This window comes from Streptomyces diversicolor, assembly GCF_057537855.1.
In genome coordinates, this window is sequence record NZ_BAAJXA010000078.1 from 1 (window position 1) to 21,608 (window position 21,608).

At 71.7% G+C, this 21,608-nt stretch carries 14 protein-coding genes; 10 read left to right on the top strand and 4 right to left on the bottom strand.

Going from position 1 to position 21,608, the window contains the following annotated elements:
- Nucleotides 1-21: 21 nt before the first annotated feature.
- From AC27LF_RS44000 to AC27LF_RS44010, 3 genes are read right to left on the bottom strand one after another with little or no spacing between them, the layout of a single operon-like run.
- Nucleotides 22-3,072, bottom strand: coding sequence for an alpha-mannosidase (locus AC27LF_RS44000; protein WP_479662214.1), 3,051 nt, complete (start codon nucleotides 3,070-3,072; stop codon nucleotides 22-24).
- 35 nt (nucleotides 3,073-3,107) lie between these two features.
- Nucleotides 3,108-4,445 (bottom strand): 6-phospho-beta-glucosidase, encoded by a 1,338-nt coding sequence (locus tag AC27LF_RS44005; protein ID WP_479662213.1) that lies wholly within the window; start codon nucleotides 4,443-4,445, stop codon nucleotides 3,108-3,110.
- On the bottom strand, nucleotides 4,442-5,206 hold the full coding sequence (locus tag AC27LF_RS44010; RefSeq protein WP_479662212.1) for a DeoR/GlpR family DNA-binding transcription regulator: 765 nt from the start codon (nucleotides 5,204-5,206) through the stop codon (nucleotides 4,442-4,444). Before AC27LF_RS44010 ends, AC27LF_RS44005 begins: the two co-directional genes overlap by 4 nt.
- Nucleotides 5,207-5,334: 128 nt before the next feature.
- Between AC27LF_RS44010 and AC27LF_RS44015 the strand changes: the two genes are divergently transcribed.
- From AC27LF_RS44015 to AC27LF_RS44040, 6 genes are all read left to right on the top strand, one after another.
- On the top strand, nucleotides 5,335-6,387 hold the full coding sequence (locus AC27LF_RS44015) for a carbohydrate kinase family protein (protein ID WP_479662211.1): 1,053 nt from the start codon (nucleotides 5,335-5,337) through the stop codon (nucleotides 6,385-6,387).
- Nucleotides 6,388-6,437: 50 nt separating this feature from the next.
- Nucleotides 6,438-7,724 (top strand): ABC transporter substrate-binding protein, encoded by a 1,287-nt coding sequence (locus AC27LF_RS44020; protein WP_479662210.1) that lies wholly within the window; start codon nucleotides 6,438-6,440, stop codon nucleotides 7,722-7,724.
- Complete coding sequence (locus AC27LF_RS44025; protein WP_479662209.1) at nucleotides 7,724-8,677, top strand: carbohydrate ABC transporter permease; 954 nt, start codon at nucleotides 7,724-7,726, stop codon at nucleotides 8,675-8,677. Before AC27LF_RS44020 ends, AC27LF_RS44025 begins: the two co-directional genes overlap by 1 nt.
- Before the next feature lie 15 nt (nucleotides 8,678-8,692).
- A complete protein-coding gene (locus AC27LF_RS44030; protein WP_479662208.1) occupies nucleotides 8,693-9,529 on the top strand; it encodes a carbohydrate ABC transporter permease in 837 nt (278 codons plus the stop codon).
- Complete coding sequence (locus AC27LF_RS44035) at nucleotides 9,529-12,456, top strand: glycoside hydrolase family 2 TIM barrel-domain containing protein (RefSeq protein ID WP_479662207.1); 2,928 nt, start codon at nucleotides 9,529-9,531, stop codon at nucleotides 12,454-12,456. The genes AC27LF_RS44030 and AC27LF_RS44035 overlap by 1 nt, the downstream gene beginning before the upstream one ends.
- Before the next feature lie 242 nt (nucleotides 12,457-12,698).
- Nucleotides 12,699-14,093: a glycoside hydrolase family 16 protein gene (locus AC27LF_RS44040; protein WP_479662206.1), complete on the top strand. Its 1,395-nt coding sequence runs from the start codon at nucleotides 12,699-12,701 to the stop codon at nucleotides 14,091-14,093.
- Nucleotides 14,094-14,584: 491 nt separating this feature from the next.
- On the opposite strand, the gene AC27LF_RS44045 is transcribed toward AC27LF_RS44040, so the two are convergent.
- Entirely contained in the window at nucleotides 14,585-15,511 is a 927-nt protein-coding gene (locus AC27LF_RS44045) for a helix-turn-helix domain-containing protein (RefSeq protein WP_479662205.1), read from the bottom strand.
- A 144-nt stretch (nucleotides 15,512-15,655) separates the two neighbouring features.
- On the opposite strand from AC27LF_RS44045, the gene tkt reads away from it, so the two are divergent.
- From tkt to opcA, 4 genes are read left to right on the top strand one after another with little or no spacing between them, the layout of a single operon-like run.
- On the top strand, nucleotides 15,656-17,731 hold the full coding sequence (gene tkt / locus AC27LF_RS44050) for a transketolase (protein ID WP_479662204.1): 2,076 nt from the start codon (nucleotides 15,656-15,658) through the stop codon (nucleotides 17,729-17,731).
- Between the two features lie 19 nt (nucleotides 17,732-17,750).
- Nucleotides 17,751-18,932: a transaldolase gene (gene tal, locus AC27LF_RS44055; protein ID WP_479662203.1), complete on the top strand. Its 1,182-nt coding sequence runs from the start codon at nucleotides 17,751-17,753 to the stop codon at nucleotides 18,930-18,932.
- Entirely contained in the window at nucleotides 18,929-20,530 is a 1,602-nt protein-coding gene (gene zwf / locus AC27LF_RS44060; protein WP_479662202.1) for a glucose-6-phosphate dehydrogenase, read from the top strand. The genes tal and zwf overlap by 4 nt, the downstream gene beginning before the upstream one ends.
- Nucleotides 20,527-21,453, top strand: coding sequence for a glucose-6-phosphate dehydrogenase assembly protein OpcA (gene opcA, locus AC27LF_RS44065; protein WP_479662201.1), 927 nt, complete (start codon nucleotides 20,527-20,529; stop codon nucleotides 21,451-21,453). Before zwf ends, opcA begins: the two co-directional genes overlap by 4 nt.
- Nucleotides 21,454-21,608 lie beyond the last annotated feature (155 nt).

The window sequence follows — 21,608 nt, forward strand, 5'->3', positions numbered from 1 at the left end:
CTTGCGGGGCGCGGGGGGTTGTTATGCGGGGGTGGTGGTCAGGCGTAGGGTTTGGATTTCGAAGGGGCGTAGGGTTACCGGGACTGTGTTGCCGTGCGTGTCCGCGGGGCCCAGTGGGCGTTCCAGGAGGTCGGTCAGTTGGGCGCCGGTCAGGGGGAAACCGGTGCGCAGCAGGCCGGCGGCCCGGCCGCCGCGGGACTCATAGATCCGTACGATCACATCGCCGGAGCCGTCGTCGGCCAGCTTCACCGCCTCCACGGTGACGCCGTCGCCCTCGGTGGAGACCACCGGCGCCGGGGCACCCGCCGACCGCGCCGACCGCAGCGGCAGGTTGAGCGCGTACCCCTCGGCGACCGCGTCCTCGATGCTCGCGCCGGGGAGCAGGGAGTAGGTGAAGCGGTGCCTGCCCTGGTCGGCGCCGGGGTCCGGGACCCGCGGGGCGCGGACCAGGCTGAGCCGGACCGTGGTCGTCGTACCGCCGTCCGCGCGGACGGTGCGGGTGACATCGTGGCCGTAGGTCGAGTCGTTGATGACGGCGACGCCGTAGCCGGGCTCGGCGATGTGCACCCAGCGGTGGCCGGAGACCTCGAAGCGGGCCGCCTCCCAGCTGGTGTTGGTGTGGGTGGGCCGCTGGATGTGGCCGAACTGGATCTCCGCGGAGGAGTGCGGCGCCCGGATGTCGACCGGGAAGCCCGCCTTGAGGATCTTCTCCGCCTCGTGCCAGTCGATCTCGGTCTCGAAGTCGATGCGCGGACTGCCGGCCCGTACGGTGATCGTCTGGGTGATCCTGGAGCCCTTGCCGAAGGAGCGCTCCACCCGGATGGCGCCGATCAGCGGGTCCCGCTCGACGACCGTCACCGAGTCCGGCTCCAGCAGGTCGGTGTAGCGGTTGCGGTAGTGCTTGTCGATGTCCCAGGCGTCCCAGTAGCTGGGCAGGTCGGTGTGCAGGCGCAGCAGGTTGCCCCGGCCGGCCAGGACCTCGCGGTCCGCCCGCAGGTCGCGTACGGAGGCCAGGGTGCCGTCCGCGGCGACCTCGACGCGCACCAGCCCGTTGTCGAGCACCCGCTCCGTGACCTCGACCGGACGCGGTGGCGCGTCGGTCGCGGTCAGCTCGGCGCTGCCCTGCGCGGGCACCCGCACGTACACGGGGGTGCCGTCGGCCGCGCGGACGACCTCGGCGCGGTCGAAGGGGCTCGTGTTGAACACCCGTGCCGCCCCAGCGCCAAGCGCGGCCACCGCCTCGGCCGTCAGCGTCTCCAACTCCTGTGCGACGCGGGCGTATTCGGCCTCCGCCTCGCGGTGCACCCAGGCGATGGAGGAGCCCGGCAGGATGTCGTGGAACTGGTGCAGCAGGACCGTCTTCCACAGCCGGTCCAGCCGCTCGTGGGGGTAGGAGTAACCCGGCGCGTGCAGGGCGGCGGTCGTCGCCCACAGCTCCGCCTCGCGCAGCAGGTGTTCGCTGCGCCGGTTGCCCTGCTTGGTGCGCGCCTGCGAGGTGTACGTCGCCCGGTGCAGCTCCAGGTACAGCTCGCCGACCCAGACGGGGGCGTCCTCGTACTCGGCGCGGGCCTTGGCGAAGAACGCGTCCGGGTGTTCCACCTCGACCTTCGGTGAGCCTTCCAGGTCGCGCAGCCGGCGGGCCCGTTCCATGAGTTCGCGGGTGGGGCCGCCGCCGCCGTCGCCCCAGCCGAAGGGGGCGAGCGAGCGGGTGGCGCCGCCCTTCTCCCGGTAGTTGCGCACGGCGCGGGCCATCTCCTCGCCGCTGAAGCCGGCGTTGTAGGTGTCGACGGGCGGGAAGTGCGTGAAGATGCGGGTGCCGTCGATGCCCTCCCACCAGAAGGTGTGGTGGGGGAAGGTGTTGGTCTGGTTCCAGGAGATCTTCTGGGTCAGGAACCACTCGTTGCCTGCGAGCTTGGCGAGCTGCGGATAGGCCGCGGTGTAGCCGAAGGAGTCCGGCAGCCACACGCCCTTGGTCTCGATCCCGAAGTGCTCGATGAAGAACCGCTTGCCGTGGATCAGCTGGCGGGCCAGGGCCTCGCCGCCGGGCAGGTTGCCGTCGGCCTCCACCCACATGCCGCCGACCGGCGCCCACTGGCCGCGTTCGACCGCCTCCTGGATGCGGGCCCACACCTTCGGGTAGCTGTCGCGCACCCACTCGTACTGCTGCGCCTGCGAGCAGGCGAAGACGAACTCCTCGTACTCGTCGGCCAGCGCGGTCACGTTGGAGAAGGTGCGGGACGTCTTGCGCTTGGTCTCGCGGATGGGCCACAGCCAGGCCGAGTCGATGTGGGCGTGGCCGACACCGGAGACGATGTGGGCACTGGCGTGGGCGGGTCGGGCGAGTACGGGGGCGAGCGCGGCGCGCACCGCGGGCGCCGAGCCGGCGATGTCGTCGAGGTCGAGCTGGTCCAGCGCGTGGTCGAGGGCGTGCGTGATCTCGTGCCGGCGCGGCTCGTGCTCGCCCAGCTCCGCCATCAGTTCGCGCAGCACCTGGAGGTCCAGGTCGAGGTGGAAGACCTCCTCGTCGAGGACGGCGAGGTCGGCGCGGCGGAAGGTGTACAGGGGCTCGTCACCGGCGGTGAGCACGTCGCCGAGCGGGGTCGGTCCTGCGAAGTCGTTCGCCAGGATGTCCGGGTTGGAGGCGGCCTCGACCAGGTAGTCGACCCGCTCGCCGCCGCTCGCGGGACGGGCGATGGGCACATACTGGTTGAGCGGGTTGACCGCTTTCAGCGGGGTGCCGTCGGGCAGGTGCACCAGGGCCTCGGCCTGGTTGCCGGGCCAGTCGCCGACGAAGCCGAGGTCGATGACGGCCTCGACGCGCCGGCCCGCCCACTCGTCGGGCACCCGGCCGTGCATCCGGAACCAGGTGGTGCCCCAGGGCGGGCCCCAGGAGGTGCCCGTCGCGAAGGGCTCGTAGGGGGCGGCCGCGGCCTCCGCGAACGGGACGGGCTCCCCCGGCGCCTGCCAGGCCGCGATGTCGAGGGGCACGGTGGCCGCGTACAGGGCGGGTTTGATGCGCTGGTTGTGGAGGCGCTCCGCGCGCTCCTCGATCCGGCGGCGTTCGTCGTGCATGGGAGTCTCCAGAGAGCAGCGGGGCCGGACGGCGCTTACTTGAGGTAGGCAAGGCCGGGATGGACCTCGGTGTATCCCTCGACCAGCCTGCGGGCCACGGTGACCGAGTCGACCAGCGGGTGCAGCGCGAACGCCGTCACGGCCCGCGCCCGGGAGCCGGACTCGGCGGCGGCCAGCACCTCGCGCTCGACGGCCTTGACGGCGCAGACCAGGCCGGTGGCGTGGGTGGGCAACGGGTCGACGGCGACCGGGTGGGCGCCGTTGGCGTCGACCAGGCAGGGCACCTCGATGACGGCCTCGGCGTCCAGCGCGGACAGGGTGGCGCGGTTGCGGACGTTGAGGATCAGGGTGGTGCGCTCGTCGCGGGCGATGGCCCGCATCAGGGCGAGGGCCACCTTCTCGTAGCCGCCGGAGAGGTCGTCGGCGTCGCGTTCGCCCGCGCCCGCCGTCTCCCGGTTCTCGGCCATGTACGTCGCCTCGCGCTCGGCCCGGGTGTGTTCCCAGGCCGGCAGGGCCGCGGCGGCCGGGTCCTTCACCCGCGCGTAGAAGCGCGCCTGCTGGTCGCGGAGGAAGGCGCCGCGGGTCTGCCGGGCCTCCTGGTAGGCGCGGACGGTCTCCCGGTTGAAGTAGTAGTAGTGCAGGTACTCGTTGGGGATCGCGCCCAGCGAGCCGAGCCAGTCGGCGCCGAACAGCCTGCCCTCCTCGAACGAGCCGAGCAGCTGGGGGTCGGCGAGCAGGCGCGGGAGTTCGTCGCGGCCGGCGACGCGCAGGCCGCGCACCCAGCCGAGGTGGTTGAGGCCGACGTAGTCGATCCACGCCTGCCGCGGGTCGGCGCCGAGCACGCGGGCGATGCGCCGGCCGAGGCCGACCGGTGAGTCGCAGATGCCGATGACGCGGTCGCCGAGGTGGCGGGACATCGCCTCGGTGACCAGGCCGGCCGGGTTGGTGAAGTTGATGACCCAGGCGCCCGGTGCCAGCCGGGCCACGCGGCGCGCGATGTCCACGGCGACGGGGACGGTGCGCAGGCCGTAGGCGATGCCGCCCGCGCCGACCGTCTCCTGGCCGAGGACGCCCTCGGCGAGGGCCACCCGCTCGTCGTCCGCCCGGCCCGCGAGGCCGCCGACGCGGATCGCGGAGAAGACGAAGTCGGCGCCGCGCAGCGCCTCGTCGAGGTCGGTGGTGGCGCTCACCTCGGGGGCGCCGGGCACCCCGGCGGCCTGTTCGGCGAGGACCCGGGTCACCGCGGCCAGCCGTTCGGCGTCCAGGTCGTGCAGCACGACACGGGTGACCCGGCCCGCTCCGCGGTCCGTCAGCAGCGCCCCGTACACGAGCGGCACCCGGAATCCGCCACCGCCCAGAATCGTGAGTCTCACACCGTCACCTCTTTCGCCACCAGCACCTCGACGCCCGCGTCCCGCAGCGCGGTCCGGGTCACCGTGTCCACCGGCGCGTCGGTCACCACCATGTCCAGATCCTCCGGGCCGCACACCTTCGCCATTCCGGTGCCGGGGAACTTCGCCGCGTCGGCGAGCAGCACGACCTTGTCACCTGCCCCGATCATGGCCCGCTTGACCGGCACCTCGACCACCGTCGTGTCCATCACCTGGCCGCCCGGCCGCACCCCGCTGGTCCCGAGGAAGAGCCAGTCGGCGTGCAGCTGGCGCAGGTTGTCCTCGGTGAGGAAGCCGACCAGGGAGCGGTACTCGCGGCGGACCATGCCGCCGAGCAGCACCAGTTCGATGCCCTCGTCGTCGGCCAGTTCCTCGTAGACCACCAGGTTGCTGGTGATCACGGTGAGGCGGCGGCCGTGCAGCCGGCGGGCCAGCCGGTAGGCGGTGGTGCCGATGTCGAGCAGCACGGACTGGCCGTCCTGGACGAGGGCCGCGGCGCGCTCGGCTATGGCGTCCTTGGCGGGCACCCGCACCTCGGCGACCTCGGCGAAGGGCTGGTCGCCCTCCTCGGCGACGGCGCCGCCGTGCACCCGGGTGAGCAGGCCGTCCTCCTCCAGTTTGAGCAGGTCGCGCCGGATGGTGGCGGGGCTCACGCCCAGCTGCTCGGAGAGATCGGTCACGGCCGCGGGGCCGCCGGAGCGCAGGGCCCGCAGGATGAGTTGATGTCGTCGTTCTGCCAGCACGACACGCACAGTACTCGTCATCTTCAATCATTTCTATGCTCAGTTCTGCTCAGGTATTGACCGAAGTCGAAGAGCAGCGCACGATTCCGTGCACCGAATGTGAACGGTTCTGACGAGAGGACGATCGCGTGGACGACGACCGGCCCGATGTGCTGCTGACCGGGCTGCTCTTCTACGACCTCGTCCTCACGGGTCTTGACGGCCCGCCCGCACCGGGCGAGGAGATCTGGACCACCGGGATGGGCTGCGGCCCGGGCGGCATCGCCAACCTCGCCGTGGCCGCCGCCCGGTTCGGCCTGCGCACCTCGCTCGCCACGGTCTTCGGCGACGACTTCTACGGCGCCCACTGCCGGCGGATCCTGGCCGGCCAGGAGGGCGTGGACCTCACGCTGTCCCGCACCGCGGACGGCTGGCCCACCCCGGTCACCGTCTCCCTCGCCCTGCCCCGCACCCCCGGCCCGGCCGGCGCGGCCCCCGTGCACGACCGGGCCCTGGTCACCCACGGGCAGGAACCGCCGTACTCCCAGGACGCGCTCATGGGCGACCCGCCCGCGGCCCGCACCGCCCTGGTCCATCTGGAGGCCGAACCGCGCGCCTGGCTCGCCAAGGCCGCCGCGAACGGCACCCGCATATTCGCCGACGTCGGCTGGGACCCCACCCGGCAGTGGTCCCGCGATCTGCTCGGCCAACTCGCGCTGTGCCACGCCTTCCTGCCCAACGAGACCGAGGCGATGGCCTACACCCGCACCGACAGCCCGGCCGCCGCGCTCGGCGCGCTCGCCGACCTGGTGCCGGTGGCCGTCGTGACCCGCGGCGGCCACGGCGCGATCGCGGTCGACCAGACGACCGGCGAGTACGCGGACGTCCCGGCCCTCGACACCGATGTCCTGGACGCCACCGGCGCCGGTGACGTCTTCGGCGCGAGCTTCGTCGCGGCCTCGCTCGGCGGTTGGCCGCTGGCCGAGCGGCTGCGCTTCGCGGTCCTCGCGGCCGGACTCTCGGTGCGCCGGCACGGCGGCGCCCTGGCGGCCCCCGGCTGGTACGGCGTGGACCGCTGGTGGCGCTCGCTCACCGACCCGGAACTGACCGCGGCGTACGGCTTCCTCGCGGACCGGCTGCCCGACGACCCCGGCCCTCCCGTGCGCCACGCCCCCGTCACGCCGCCCGCGCGGCCGTGCTGACCCGCGTACGTATGCGAAGACCCGAACAGATCCGAAAGGCGGTGGGAGCTGTGCGGCTCTCACGAAGAGGCGTGCTGCGCGCCGGGCTGGCCGGTGCGGCCGTCACCGGGCTCGGCGGCCTGGCGTCCGGCTGTGCCGTTCCGACCGGCTCGACCGGCCGGAACATGGTCCTGTGGTACTGGGACGGCGGCCTCGGCGACACGGTCGTCCGGCGGGCCAGGGCCCGTTTCGACGACGCGGTGGACCTGCGGGCCGTCAAGATCGGCGGCTACTACCGCTCGAAGCTGATCACCACGCTGGCCGGCCGCGCCCACGTCCCCGACATCGCGGGCCTCAAGGGCGAGGACATGGCGTCCTATCTGCCCGACGCCGACCAGTTCGTGGACCTGCGGACCCTGGGCGCGGACCGGCTCAGGAGCGGCTATCTGCCCTGGAAGTGGCAGGCGGGCACCGCCGCCGACGGCCGGATGGTCGGCTTTCCGATCGACTGCGGGCCGGTCGCGCACTACTACCAGTACGCGGTGTTCCAGAAGGCCGGGCTGCCCTACGAGCCCGCGGACGTCTCGGCCGAACTGAACACCTGGGAGAAGTTCTTCGCGGCGGGCGAGCGCCTTGGCAAGCGCCTGCCCGGCACCCATATCCTCACCGACATCACCAGCGTCTTCGAGATGTCGGTCAACCAGGGCACCCGGCGGTTCGTCGACCGGGACCGGCACTTCATCGGCGACGGAGAGCATGTGCGCACCGCCTGGGACCGTGCGGTGGAGGCCAAGCGGCGCGGCATCGTCTCCAACCTCGTCAGCGGCACCCCCGACCAGTGGTCGGCGACCGAGGACGGCAAGCTGCCGAGCCAGCTCAACGCCTCCTGGGCCACCAACGACATCAAGAACGGCGTGCCGCGGACCAAGGGCCGGTGGCGGGTGGCCGCGTGTCCCGGCGGGCCGTCCAACATCGGCGGATCGTTCCTGTCGATCACCAAGGCGTGCCGGGAGCCCGAGCGGGCCTTCGAGATCATCACCTGGGTGCTCGGCGCCGCCAACCAGGCGCAGGGCTTCGTCGACGCGGGCCTGTTCCCGTCCACGCCCGCCTCGTACGCCATGCGGAAGCTGCGCGAGCCCGACCCGTTCTTCGGCGGCCAGATCACGATGGATGTCTTCGGACCGGCCGCTCGGCGCATCCCGGTCGCCTACGACAGCCCGTACGACGTGGCACTCGGGCAGCCCGTCAAGGACGAGATCAAGAACGTCGGCGTCCTCGGCAAGAACCCCGAACAGGCTTGGAAGGACGCCATGAGCAAGTGCCGCCGCATCGCGAAACACCTGGGGGTGAGCGTCTGATGGCCACCGCGCTGGAGAAACCCCCCGTCACCGCCGAGCGGCCCGCCACCGCACGGCCGAAGACCGGCCTGCGCGGGAAGTGGCACCTGTACGCCGCGATATCCCCCTTCTACCTGCTGTTCCTGGCCTTCGGTCTGATCCCCGTCGGCTTCTCGCTGTATCTGTCGCTGCACCGCTGGGACGGCCTCGGCACGATGGAGTGGGCCGGCCTGACGCAGTATCAGTACCTGCTGACCAACGCCGACTTCTGGAGCTCGATCGGGAACACCATCGTCATCTGGGCACTGGCCACCTTCCCCATGATCTTCCTGGCGATGGTCACGGCCGTGATGCTGAACTCGGCGGTCCGCTTCAAGAACGTCTACCGCTTCGCCTACTTCCTGCCCAACGTCACCTCCGTCGTCGCCGTGGCGATCATCTTCGGCTCGGTGTTCTCCACCAACTTCGGCCTGGTGAACGCCCTGTTGCAGGCGGTCGGCCTGGACCAGGTGGCCTGGCTGAACACGCCGTGGGGCATCAAGGTGGCCATCGCCACCCTCATGACCTGGCAGTGGACCGGCTACAACGCGATCATCTTCCTGGCCGGCCTGCAGACCGTCCCCGGCGAGCTGTACGAGGCGGCGCGCATCGACGGGGCCGGGCCGGTGCAGACCTTCTTCCGGATCACGCTCCCGCAGATGCGCCCGGTGCTGCTGTTCGTGCTGGTCGTCTCCACCGTGACCGGCCTGCAGAGCTTCTCCGAACCGCAGGTGCTGCTGCAGAACACCGCCAACGAGTCGACGTACTCCGGCGGTCCGGGGCACGCGGGCCGCACCATGGTCCTCTACTTCTTCCAGCAGACCTTCGACAACAACGACTTCGGCTACGGCGCCGCCGTAGCCTGGGGCATCTTCCTCGTCGTCGTCATCTTCTCGATCATCAACTGGCGCCTGGTGCAGCGCCGGGGCGAATAGGGAGGCCGGTCCACCATGGCATCCGTCAAGGGCTCCCGGAGCCGGGGCATCGCGCTGCACGCCGTCCTCGTGGCCGGCCTGCTGCTGTCGGCCTTCCCGTTCTACTGGGCCGTCATCATGTCGACCCACACCTCCAGCGAGATCTTCTCCTACCCGCCCAGGCTGCTGCCCGGCTCGCACTTCCTGGAAAACCTCCGCAACCTGTTCGACAGCATCGACTTCTTCGGTTCGATGCTCAACTCGCTGCTGGTGGCCGGGTCGGTGACGGTCCTCGTGCTGTTCTTCGACTCCCTGGCGGCCTTCGTGTTCGCCAAGTTCGAGTTCCCGGGCAAGCGCGTGCTGTTCGCGCTGCTCATGCTGATCTTCATGGTGCCGGCCCAGCTCGCGGCCATCCCGCAGTTCGTGATCATGGCGAGGATCGGCTGGATCGGCTCCATGACGGCGCTGATCGTGCCGGCCGCGGCCAACGCGTTCGGCATCTTCTGGATGCGCCAGTACATGAAGGGCGCCATCCACGACGAACTCCTCGACGCCTCCCGCATCGACGGGGCGCACTTCCTGCGCCAGTACTGGCACGTCGCCCTGCCCGTGGTCCGTCCCGGCCTGGCCTTCCTCGGCATCTTCACCTTCATGGGCCAGTGGAACGACTACGCCTGGCCGCTGATCGCCCTGACCGACCCGGACAACGTGACCCTCCAGGTGGCGCTGTCCCAGCTCAACGGCACCCACGGCACGACCGACTACGGCATGGTGATGACCGGCGCCCTGCTCGCCCTGGTACCGCTGCTGATCGTGTTCGCGCTCGGCGCCCGGCAGATCATCGGCGACCTCGCGAAGGGAGCCATCCGCTGATGGACCCCCTGCTCGCACTGCGCCCCTGGGAGGCGCCCGAGGTGACCTCCCTCGGACGGCTCCCCATGCACGCGATCGACCGGCGCGCCGGCGCCGTACGCCTCGACGGCGACTGGCGCTTCCAGCTGCTGCCCGCGCCGGACGCGCCGCTCGGCGGGACCTGGTCCACGGCGCACGTCCCCGGCGCCTGGACCCTCCAGGACACCGGTGACCTGCCGCAGTACACCAACGTCCGGATGCCGTTCCCGCAGTTCCCGCCGCACGTGCCCGCAGCCGACCCGACGGGCGTCTACGAACGCGAGGTGGACATCCCCGCCGAGTGGGCCGGGCGGCGGATCGTGCTCCAGGTCGGTGCCGCGGAGAGCGTCCTGCTGGCGCACGTGGACGGGCGGCCCGTCGGCGTCTCCAAGGACTCCCATCTGGCGGCAGAGTTCGACCTGTCGGAACACGTACGGCCCGGTGCACGCGCGCTGCTGCGGCTGACCGTGGTCAAGTGGTCGGACGCCTCGCACATCGAGGACCAGGACCACTGGTGGCACGGCGGCATCACACGCTCGGTGCTGCTGTACGCGACGGACCCGCTGCACCTGGCCGACGTGCGGGTGCGGGCCCGGCGGGACGGCACCCTGCGGGTGGACTGCCGGGTGCGGGACGCACGCGGGGCGCTGCCCGCCGGCTGGCGGATCAGCGGGGAACTGGACGGCCTGCCGCTCGACCGGGACACGGAGTTCGACCGGGCCAACGCCGCGGACGAACGGGTCTCCGACTTCCTCGGCGAGGCGCGCCTCGCGGCCACCGTGCCCGAGGTGCGCACCTGGAACGCGGAGACGCCCGAACTGTACGACCTGACCGTCCGGCTGCACCGCGCCGACGGCACGGTCGCCGACACCTCACGGCACCGCATCGGCTTCCGCGACGTCGAGATCGTGGGCCGGGACCTGCTGGTCAACGGCGAGCGGGTGTACATCCGCGGCGTCAACCGGCACGACTTCCATCCGCTGACCGGCCGCACGGTCGGGTACGAGGACATGCGGGCCGACCTGGTGCTGCTGAAGCGGTTCGGCTTCAACGCGATCCGCACCGCCCACTACCCGAACGACCCGGCGCTGTACGACCTCGCCGACGAACTCGGCTTCTACGTCGTCGACGAGGCCGACATCGAGTCCCACGACCACGCCCATGAGATCGCCGACGACCCCCGCTATCTGAACGCCTTCGTCGACCGTGTCTCACGGATGGTGCTGCGGGACGTCAACCATCCCTCGGTCATCGTCTGGTCGCTGGGCAACGAGTCCGACTACGGCGCGAACCACGACGCGGCGGCGGGCTGGCTGCGCCGGCACGATCCGACCCGGCCGCTCCAGTACGAGGGAGCCGCGCGGACGGGGTGGGCCGATCCCTCGGTCGCCTCCGACATCGCCTGCCCGATGTACGCACCGCTGGAGGACTGCGTGGCGCACGCGCTGTCCGGGCGGCAGACCAAGCCGCTGATCCTGTGCGAGTACTCGCACGCCATGGGCAACAGCAACGGCACGCTCGCCGAGCATTGGGCGGCCATCGAGTCAACGCCGGGCCTTCAGGGCGGGTTCATCTGGGAGTTCTGGGACCACGGAATCCTCCAGCGGGTGAGCGACGGAAAACCCGCCGGGCGCTCCGGCGCCGGGCTGTACGCGGACGGCGTCGCCGGGCCCGGCCACCGCTGGGCGTACGGCGGCGACTTCGGCGAGACGGTGCACGACGGCGCGTTCGTCGCGGACGGACTCGTCTTCCCGGACCGCACGCCCAAGCCCGCCCTGTACGAGCACCGGGAGTTGGCGGCTCCGGTCCGCATCGAGTGCTACCGGCACGAGGGCATCGTCCTCGGCAACCACCAGCACTTCCGCGGCCTGGACTGGCTGTCGGGCCAGTGGGAGCTGGCCCTCGCCGACGGCCGCACGCTGACCGCGCCGGCCGAGCTGCCCGACCTGCGGCCGGGCCAGACGGCGGCGGTGCCGCTGCCCTTCCGGCTGCCGCCGGACGGCGGCGAAGCCTGGCTGACGCTGCGGGTACGGACCGCGCGGGACGAGCCGTGGGCGCCGCGCGGCACCGAACTGTGCGCACCGCAATTGCGGCTGCGGGCGCCGGTCGCCGCGCCGGCGGCGCCCGCGGCTGCCCGGGCCGTGGAGGCCGTGCAGGTGGACGCCGAGGGGCTGCTCGTGCATCCGCTGCTGACCGGCGCGCCCGTGCTGTCCCTGTGGCGGGCGCCCACCGACAACGACGAGCTGGGCGGCATGGCCGGGCGCTGGCGGGCCTGGGGGCTCGACTCGCTCGTCCGCAAGCTGATCTCCGTGGACCGGTCCGAGGGCCGGGTGCGGGTGCTGGCCGAGTACGCGGGCACGGCCGGCGTCGTCCGGCACCGGCAGGAGTTCACCGCCGTCGAGGGCGGGCTGCGCGTCGACGAACAAGCCGTGCTGCCGCCGCAGTTCGCGGACGTGGCGCGGGTCGGCTCGGTGTTCGAGACGGTGGCGGGCCTCGAACTGCTGGAGTGGTTCGGGCAGGGGCCCTGGGAGTCGTATCCGGACCGCAGCGCGGGCGCGCCGGTCGGCCATCACGCGCTGCCGGTGGACGTGCTGTTCACCCCGTATCTGCGTCCGCAGGAGAGCGGCGGCCGGCACGGCGTGCGCCGCTTCACCCTGTCGGCGCCGGACGCCACCGGACTCGCGGTCGAGCTGGACGAGCCGCGCCAGGTGTCCGTCACCCGGTTCCGTGCCGCGGACCTGACCGCCGCCGCGCACCACGACGAACTGGTGCCGCGCCCCGGGTGCGTGGTGCACCTGGACGCGGCCCACCGCGGCCTGGGCACGGCGTCCTGCGGCCCGGACACCTCACCCGCCCACCGCATCCCCCCAGGCACCCACGACTGGACCTGGACCCTGCGCACCCTGTAGCCGGGCCGAGCCGGGTCAGAACGTTCCTCGCGCCCGCCCAGGGGCGCGAGGATGGGCGCGATCGACCACCACGCACCCCCGCGACGGCGCCGACACCGTGACGAAAGGTCAGTTTCCTTACCGGGCACCGGTGTTTCTTGGCTTCAAGTCTTGACGTGCGGAGGCGCCCGGAGCACATTGGCCGCATCTTGAGAGCGCTCTCACGGATGTTCCCCGCCCGCTCCGCACCCGAGAGGCCCCCCATGCGCGAACCCTCCGGAACCCACAGACGCGGCCCGCTGCGCCGCGCGCTCGTCGCCGTGCTCGGCACCCTCGCCCTGACGGCCGCCGCCGCCACGGCCGCCACCCTGCCCGCCAACGCCTCCGCGCCCACGCCCCCGTCCGGCTGGACCCAGGTCTTCCTCGACGATTTCAACGGCGCGGCGGGCTCCGGCGTCAACACCTCCAACTGGCAGTATGCGACGGGGACTTCGTACCCGGGTGGCGCCGCCAACTGGGGCACGGGCGAGGTCGAGACGATGACGTCGAGCACCAACAACGTCGCGCTCGACGGCAACGGCAACCTGCTGATCACTCCGCGCCGCGACGGCGCGGGCAACTGGACCTCCGGCCGCATCGAGACCAATCGCACCGACTTCCAGCCCCCGGCCGGCGGCAAGCTGCGCGTCGAGGCCCGCGTTCAGATGCCGAACGTCACCGGCGCCGCCGCCAAGGGCTACTGGCCGGCCTTCTGGATGCTCGGCGCGCCGTTCCGCGGCAACTACTGGAACTGGCCGGGCGTGGGCGAGCTGGACATCATGGAGAACGTCCAGGGCCTCAACACCGCCTGGGCCACGATGCACTGCGGCACCAACCCGGGCGGCCCCTGCAACGAGACGACCGGCATCGGCGGTTCGACCTCCTGCACCGGCACGAGCTGCCAGGCGGGCTTCCACACCTACCGGATGGAGTGGGACCGCTCCACCAGCCCCGAGGAGATCCGCTTCTACCTCGACGGCGTCAACTTCCACACCGTGCGGGCCAACCAGGTGGACGCGACGACCTGGTCGAACGCCACCAACCACGGCTTCTTCATCATCCTCAACGTGGCCATGGGCGGCGGCTTCCCGGGCGCCTTCGGCGGCGGCCCGGACGGCGGCACCGAGCCGAACCACCCGATGGTCGTGGACTACGTGCAGGTCCTGCAGTCCGGTGGGGGCGGTACCACTCCCCCGCCGACCGGCAACCGGGACGCCTACAGCGCCATCCAGGCCGAGTCGTACGACGGCCAGTCCGGCGTGATCACCGAGGGCACGTCGGACACCGGCGGCGGGCAGAACATCGGCGCGATCGCGAACGGGGACTGGGTGCAGTACAAGGGCGTCACCTTCGGCTCCACGGCCGCCACCCAGTTCTACGCCCGGGTGGCGAGCGGCGCGGCGAGCGGGGTGAGCGGTCTGGTGGAGGTCCGCCTTGACAGCCGCAGCAACGCTCCCATCGGCAGCTTCGCGCTGGCCAACACGGGCGGCTGGCAGTCCTGGCGGACGGTCCCGGCCAACATCGGCGCGGTGACCGGCACGCACGATGTGTATCTGACGTTCACCAGCGGCCAGCCGGCCGACTTCGTGAACGTGAACTGGTTCGACTTCGGCCACTGACCGGCGCCGCCGCACCAAGGGGGCCTCCTCCCAGGCCGGGGGCCCCTTCCCCGCGCGCGAACCACCCTCGGCCCCGGCCCGATCGCAACGCCGCGGAGGCCGGGCCGGTGCGCGGTTCGAAGAACCTTCGCCTGTGATGAAGCCCTTCGGAGTCTCCTGCGGCGGCGACCCGGACCGCCCGGACAAGCGTGCGGCGAAAGCAAGCGGGCGCTCGGCACGGGCACTGACGCTGTGATGGGTGGAAAGCCCCCGCTCGACCGCGTCACGAAGAGCCGGTGAAGGTCGCGCTCCCACCCGGCGGGGCCTCGCACGGGCGGGGCCTCCATCGCCGAGCACGAGCCGCCCCCAGCCCGGCTCGGGACGCGTGGGCCGCACTCAGTCCCGCTCGGCTCGGAAGGCGTGGGCCGCCTTCAGCCCGGCTCGGCTCGGGCCCCGTTCGGCTCGGCTCAGGAGGCGCCGGCCCGCTCGGCTCAGGGGGCGTGGGCCCGCGGTCAGGTCAGTTCGGCTCGGAAGGCCGCTGGGGTGCGGCCCGTGCGCAGCTGGAAGAACTTGGAGAAGTTCGCCGCGTCGGGGAAGCCGAGGGCCGCGCCGACCCGGCCGATGGGCAGATCCGTGTGCGCCAGCAGCCGCTTGGCCTCCAGAACCACCCGCTTGTCGATGAAGCCCTTGGGGGTCTCCCCGGTGGCGGCGCGGACCGCGCGGACGAGGGTGCGCCGGGAGTAACCGAGGGCGTCGGCGTAGGCACTGACGCTGTGGTTGGTGGAAAAGCCCTGCTCGACCGCGTCACGGAAGAGCGTGAAGGTCGTGTCGGCCTGCTGCCCGGCCGCCTCGGCGGAGCTGGCCGCGAGATGGGCGAGGCGCAGCAGGAACGCCGTCAGGGAGTGCCGCAGCACCGCCGTGTGCAGGCTGAGCGGAAGGGTCGCCGTGTCCTCGTACTCGCGTCGCAGCTGGTCGAGCGCGGCGCGCAGGGCGTCGAGCCGTGCCGGGTCCGGGTGCAGCAGGGGCGGCAGGTCGTAGCGGTACAGGCCGGTGGCCTCGACGGTGGCGCGGGGCAGGAAACCGGGCTGCATGGCGAGGACGGTTCCGCGGTACTCGCTCGCCCGGGAGAAGCGGTGGACCTGTCCGGGCCGTATCCACAGCACATCGCCCGCCGTCGCCTCGTACTCGGCGAAGTCGATCATGTGGTGGACGGGGCCGTCGCTGAAGAGCATGACCACATGGAAGTCGATGCGGTGGACGCGGTGCAGCGCGGCGTCCGCGTGCCAGGTGCGGCCGGTTCCCATCGGGCCGACCTGGATGCCGACGCCGCCGACGCTCAGGTCGACCGGGAAGGGGAACGTTCTGATCCCGTCGCCGCCCTCGCCGATCCTGTCGCCGTCCTCGCAACCGCCACCGCCTTGCACCGTTGCGCCCACCATGTCCCCTTGTGCCGTCTCTGCGCCGCCGCCGGTGTCCCATTTTCACCACAGGCTGACACGCCCCGACCTTCCTCCTTAAAAGTCAGACTTTTACGTTTGAACGCGTTCAGCCAGAATCCCGCTGAGATCGAGGACTTCTTGAAGATGAGCACGCAGACAACCGACGGCTTCGAGTGGACCGACCTCGACCGGCGTGCCGTGGACACCGCCCGCCTTCTGGCGGCCGATGCCGTCCAGCAGGTCGGGAACGGGCACCCGGGCACGGCGATGAGCCTCGCCCCTGCCGCGTACACGATCTTTCAGAAGCTGATGCGGCACGATCCGGCCGATCCTGAGTGGACCGGCCGGGACCGCTTCGTCCTGTCCCCCGGCCACACCTCGCTGACCCTCTACACCCAGCTCTTCCTCGCCGGCTACGAGGTGGAGCTTGACGATCTGAAGGCGTTCCGCACCCACGGTTCGAGGACGCCCGGCCACCCCGAGTACGGGCACACCGCGGGCGTGGAGACCACCACGGGACCGCTCGGCCAGGGCGTCGCGAACGCCGTCGGCATGGCGATGGCCGCCCGCTACGAGCGCGGTCTGTTCGACCCCGACGCCCCCGAGGGCACCTCGCCCTTCGACCACACCATCTGGGCGATCGTCTCGGACGGCGACCTCCAGGAGGGCGTCTCCGCCGAGGCGTCCTCGCTCGCCGGCCACCAGCGGCTCGGCAACCTGGTCTTCCTCTACGACGACAACCACATCTCCATCGAGGGCGACACCGCCACGGCGTTCTCCGAGGACGTGCTCGGGCGCTACGAGGCGTACGGCTGGCATGTGCAGCGTGTGGCGCCCGCGGAGAACGGCGATGTCGACGTGCCCGCCCTGTACGCGGCGCTGGACGCGGCACGGGCCGAGACCGGGCGCCCCTCGATCGTCGCACTGCGCACGATCATCGCCTGGCCCGCCCCGCACGCCCAGAACACCGAGGCCGCCCACGGCTCCGCCCTGGGTGCCGAGGAGGTCGCCGCCACCAAGCGGGTCCTCGGCTTCGACCCCGAGCAGCACTTCGCCGTCGCCGACGACGTCCTCGCGCGCACCCGGCAGGCCCTGGACCGGGGCGCCGAGGCCCATGCCGCCTGGGACAAGCGGATCGCCGAGTGGCGCACCGCCCTGCCCGAGCGCGCCCGCCTGTTCGACCGGGTCCTCGCCGGTCAGCTCCCGGAGGGCTGGCAGGACGCCCTGCCCGTCTTCGAACCGGGCAAGTCCGTCGCCACCCGTGCCGCCTCCGGCAAGGTCCTCCAGGCCCTCGGCCCGGTCGTCCCCGAACTGTGGGGCGGCTCCGCCGATCTGGCCGGCTCCAACAACACCACCATCGACGCGTCCTCCTCGTTCCTGCCGAAGGGCAACCCGCTGCCGGGGGCCGACCCGTACGGCCGCACCGTCCACTTCGGCATCCGCGAGTTCTCCATGGCCGCGGAGATGAACGGCATCGCCCTGCACGGCAACACCCGGATCTACGGCGGCACCTTCCTGGTGTTCTCCGACTACATGCGCAACGCCGTCCGGATGTCCGCCCTGATGCAGCTGCCCGTCACCTATGTGTGGACGCACGACTCGATCGGCCTGGGTGAGGACGGCCCCACCCACCAGCCCGTCGAACACCTCGCCTCGCTGCGCGCCATCCCCGGCCTGAGCGTCGTCCGCCCGGCGGACGCCAACGAGACCGTGACCGTCTGGGCCGAGATCCTGAAGAGGCACACCACCAAGCCCGCCCCGCACGGACTCGCGCTGACCCGTCAGGGCGTGCCGACGTACGCGCGCAACCCGGACGCGGCCAAGGGAGGCTACGTCCTGCACGACTCGTCCACCCAGACCCCGGAGGTGATCCTCATCGCCACCGGTTCCGAGGTGCAGCTCGCCGTCGCCGCACGGGACCTGCTGGAGGCCGACGGCATCGGCACCCGTGTGGTGTCCATGCCGTCCGTGGAGTGGTTCGAGGAGCAGGACCGGGCCTGGCGGGACAGCGTCCTGCCGCCCGCCACCAGGGCCCGGGTCGCCGTCGAGGCCGGCGTCGGCCTGACCTGGCACCGCTATGTCGGCGACGCCGGACGCATCGTCTCGCTGGAGCACTTCGGCGCCTCCGCCGCCGCGCAGACCCTGTTCGCCGAGTTCGGTTTCACCCCCGAGAACGTCGCCGCCAAGGCCCGGGAATCCCTGGCCGCCGCCCGCGGTTGATCCGATCGCCAGAAAGAAGATGATCAAAGTGACCGAAGCAACCGCGACCGCGGGAGCACTCCAGCGCCTGACCGAGGAGGGCGTGTCGATCTGGCTCGACGATCTGTCGCGACGCCGGATCAGCAGCGGCAACCTGGCCGGACTCGTCGCCCGCAGGCATGTCGTGGGTGTCACCACCAACCCGTCCATCTTCCAGGCCGCCATCGGCTCCGTGGGCGGGTCCCCCGACCCGAACGGGTCCGACGGCGGCTCGGGGTACGAGGAGCAGCTGGCCGACCTGGCCGTGCGCGGTGTCACCGTCGACGAGGCCGTACGGATGATGACCACCGCCGACGTCCGCGCCGCGGCCGATGTGCTGCGGCCGGTGTACGAGGCGACCGGCGGCCGGGACGGCCGGGTCTCCATCGAGGTCGACCCGCGTCTCGCGTACGACACCCGGGCGACGGTCGCCGAGGCCAAGCAGCTCGCCTGGCTCGTCGACCGCCCCAATGTGATGATCAAGATTCCGGCGACCGAGGCGGGCCTGCCGGCCATCACCGAGGTGATCGGCCTCGGCATCAGCGTCAACGTCACGCTGATCTTCTCCCTTGAGCGCTACCGGCAGGTCATGGACGCCTATCTGGCCGGTCTGGAGAAGGCCCGGGCGGCGGGCCTCGATCTGTCCGCCGTGCACTCCGTGGCCTCCTTCTTCGTCTCCCGGGTCGACAGCGAGATCGACAAGCGGCTGACGCTCCTCGGCACCGACCGGGCCCGCGCCCTCAAGGGCAGGGCGGCGCTGGCGAACGCGCGGCTGGCCTACGAGGCGTACGAGGAGGTGTTCGGCGGCCCGCGCTTCACCGCGCTCGCCGGGGCCCGGGCCAACAAGCAGCGCCCGCTGTGGGCGTCCACCGGCGTGAAGGACCCGGCCTACAAGGACACCCTGTACGTGGCCGGTCTGGTCGCGCCCGGCACCGTCAACACCATGCCGGAGGCGACGCTCGACGCCACCGCCGACCACGGCGAGATCACCGGCGACACGGTGACCGGCGGCTACGCACAGGCCCGGGCCGACCTCGCGGCCGTGGAACGGCTCGGCATCTCCTACGACGACGTCGTCCGCAAGCTGGAGGACGAGGGCGTCGCCAAGTTCCAGGCGGCCTGGCAGGAACTGCTGACCGCCGTCGCGAAGTCACTGGACAGCAAGGGAGTTGACGCCCGATGAGCACCCCCGAGCAGGAACCGGCGCCGGCCGCCGCGCGCGTCCCGGCCGCACGGGCCGCCGATGCCCCACCGACCGCCGACTGGGTGAACCCGCTGCGCGACACCCGCGACCGGCGGCTCCCCCGGATCGCCGGCCCCTCCGGCCTGGTGATCTTCGGTGTGACCGGCGACCTGTCCCGCAAGAAGCTGATGCCCGCCGTCTACGACCTGGCCAACCGGGGTCTGCTGCCGCCGGGCTTCTCACTGGTGGGCTTCGCCCGCCGGGACTGGGCCGACCAGGACTTCGCGCAGGTGGTGCACGACGCCGTCCGCGAGCACGCCCGCACCCCGTTCCGCGAGGAGGTCTGGCAGCAGCTCGCCGAGGGCATGCGGTTCGTGCCCGGCGACTTCGACGACGACACCGCGTTCAAGCAGCTGCGCGAGGCCGTCGAGGAACTGAACGCCTCCCGCGGCACCGGCGGCAACTTCGCCTTCTACCTCTCCGTGCCGCCCAGGTTCTTCCCGAAGGTCGTACGGCAGCTGAAGAAGCACGGCCTGGCCGACCCCCCGGAGGGCTCCTGGCGGCGCGCGGTCATCGAGAAGCCGTTCGGCCACGACCTGAAGTCCGCCGAGGAGCTGAACAAGGTCGTGCACGAGGTGTTCGAACCGGACCAGGTGTTCCGGATCGACCACTACCTGGGCAAGGAGACCGTCCAGAACATCCTGGCGCTGCGCTTCGCCAACCAGATGTACGAACCCGTCTGGAACCGCTCCTACGTCGACCATGTGCAGATCACCATGGCCGAGGACATCGGCATCGGCGGCCGGGCCGGCTACTACGACGGGATCGGCGCCGCCCGTGACGTCATCCAGAACCACCTGCTCCAGCTGATGGCGCTCACCGCCATGGAGGAGCCCATCGCCTTCGACGCGGAGTCGCTGCTCACCGAGAAGCTGAAGGTGCTCAGGTCGGTGCGGCTGCCCGAGGACCTCGGCGCGCACACCGTCCGCGGGCAGTACGCGGCGGGCTGGCAGGGCGGCGAGGAGGTCGCAGGCTACCTCCAGGAGGACGGCATCGACGCCAGGTCGAAGACCGACACCTATGCCGCGATCAAGCTGGAGATCGACAACCGCCGCTGGGCGGGCGTCCCCTTCTATCTGCGCACCGGCAAGCGGCTCGGCCGCCGGGTCACCGAGATCGCGGTGGTCTTCCAGCGGGCACCGCACTCCCCCTTCGACCACACCGCGACCGAGGAACTGGGCCAGAACGCGGTCGTCATCCGCGTCCAGCCCGACGAGGGCATGACCGTCCGGTTCGGCTCCAAGGTGCCGGGCACCTCGATGGAGATCCGGGACGTGTCCATGGACTTCGCCTACGGCGAGTCGTTCACGGAGTCCAGCCCGGAGGCGTACGAACGGCTCATCCTGGACGTGCTGCTCGGCGACGCCAATCTGTTCCCCCGGACCGAGGAAGTGGAAGAGTCCTGGAAGATCCTCGACCCGATCGAGGAGTACTGGGCGGCGCACGGCAGGCCGGCCCAGTACGCGTCGGGCGGCTGGGGACCCGAGGAAGCCGACGAGATGCTCGCACGAGACGGACGGAGCTGGCGCAGGCCATGAAGATCGACCTGACCGACACCACGGCAAGCAAGATCAACAAGGCCCTTGTGCAGGGTCGCCGTGCCATCGGCACCCCGGCGGTGGGCATGGTCCTGACGATGGTGATCGTCACGGACGAGGAGAACGCCTACGACTCCATCAAGGCGGCCGAGGACGCCTCCCGCGAGCACCCCTCGCGCACCCTCGTCGTGATCAAGCGGCATGCCCGCACCCCCCGCGAGCGCACCCGGTCGCGACTGGACGCGGAGATCCGGGTCGGCTCCGAGGCGGGCACCGGCGAGACGGTGGTGCTGCGCACGTTCGGCGATGTCTCCGACCACGCCGACTCCGTGGTGCTGCCGCTGCTGCTGCCGGACGCCCCGGTCGTCGTGTGGTGGCCGGTGGACGCCCCCGAGAACCCGGCCAAGGACCCGCTGGGCACGCTGGCCCAGCGCCGGATCACCGACATGTACGCCGTCGAGCACCCGCTGGACGCGCTGGAGGCCCGGGTACGCTCCTACGCGCCCGGCGACACCGACCTTGCCTGGACCCGGCTCACCCCGTGGCGCTCGATGCTGGCCGCCGCCCTGGACCAGGCCCGGGTGAAGATCACCTCGGCGGTCGTGGAGAGCGAGGCGGAGAACCCCAGCGCCGAACTGCTCGCCCGCTGGCTTGAGGCACGCCTCGGGGTTCCGGCCGAACGGATCGTCACGGCCGGGCCGGTCGTCACGGCCGTCCGCCTGGGCACCACGGACGGCGAGATCGTCATCGACCGGCCGGAGGGCCCGCTCGCCACGCTGACCCTGCCCGGGCAGCCGCCGCGCACCCTCGCCCTGAAGGTCCGGCCCACCTCAGAACTCATCGCCGAGGAGCTGCGCCGCCTCGACGCCGACGAGATGTACGCCGTCGCCCTGCGCGGCGAGGGCACCAAGGAGAACGTCTGACATGGCCGAGTCCCCTCACCCCGTGCTCACCCGGCGGCCCGAGTGGGTCGCGCTCGCCGACCACCGCGCCGCGTGGCAACCGGACCTGCGCGAGCTGTTCGCGGCCGACCCCGGGCGGGCCGAGCGGTATGCCGTACGCGTCGGCGACCTGCTGA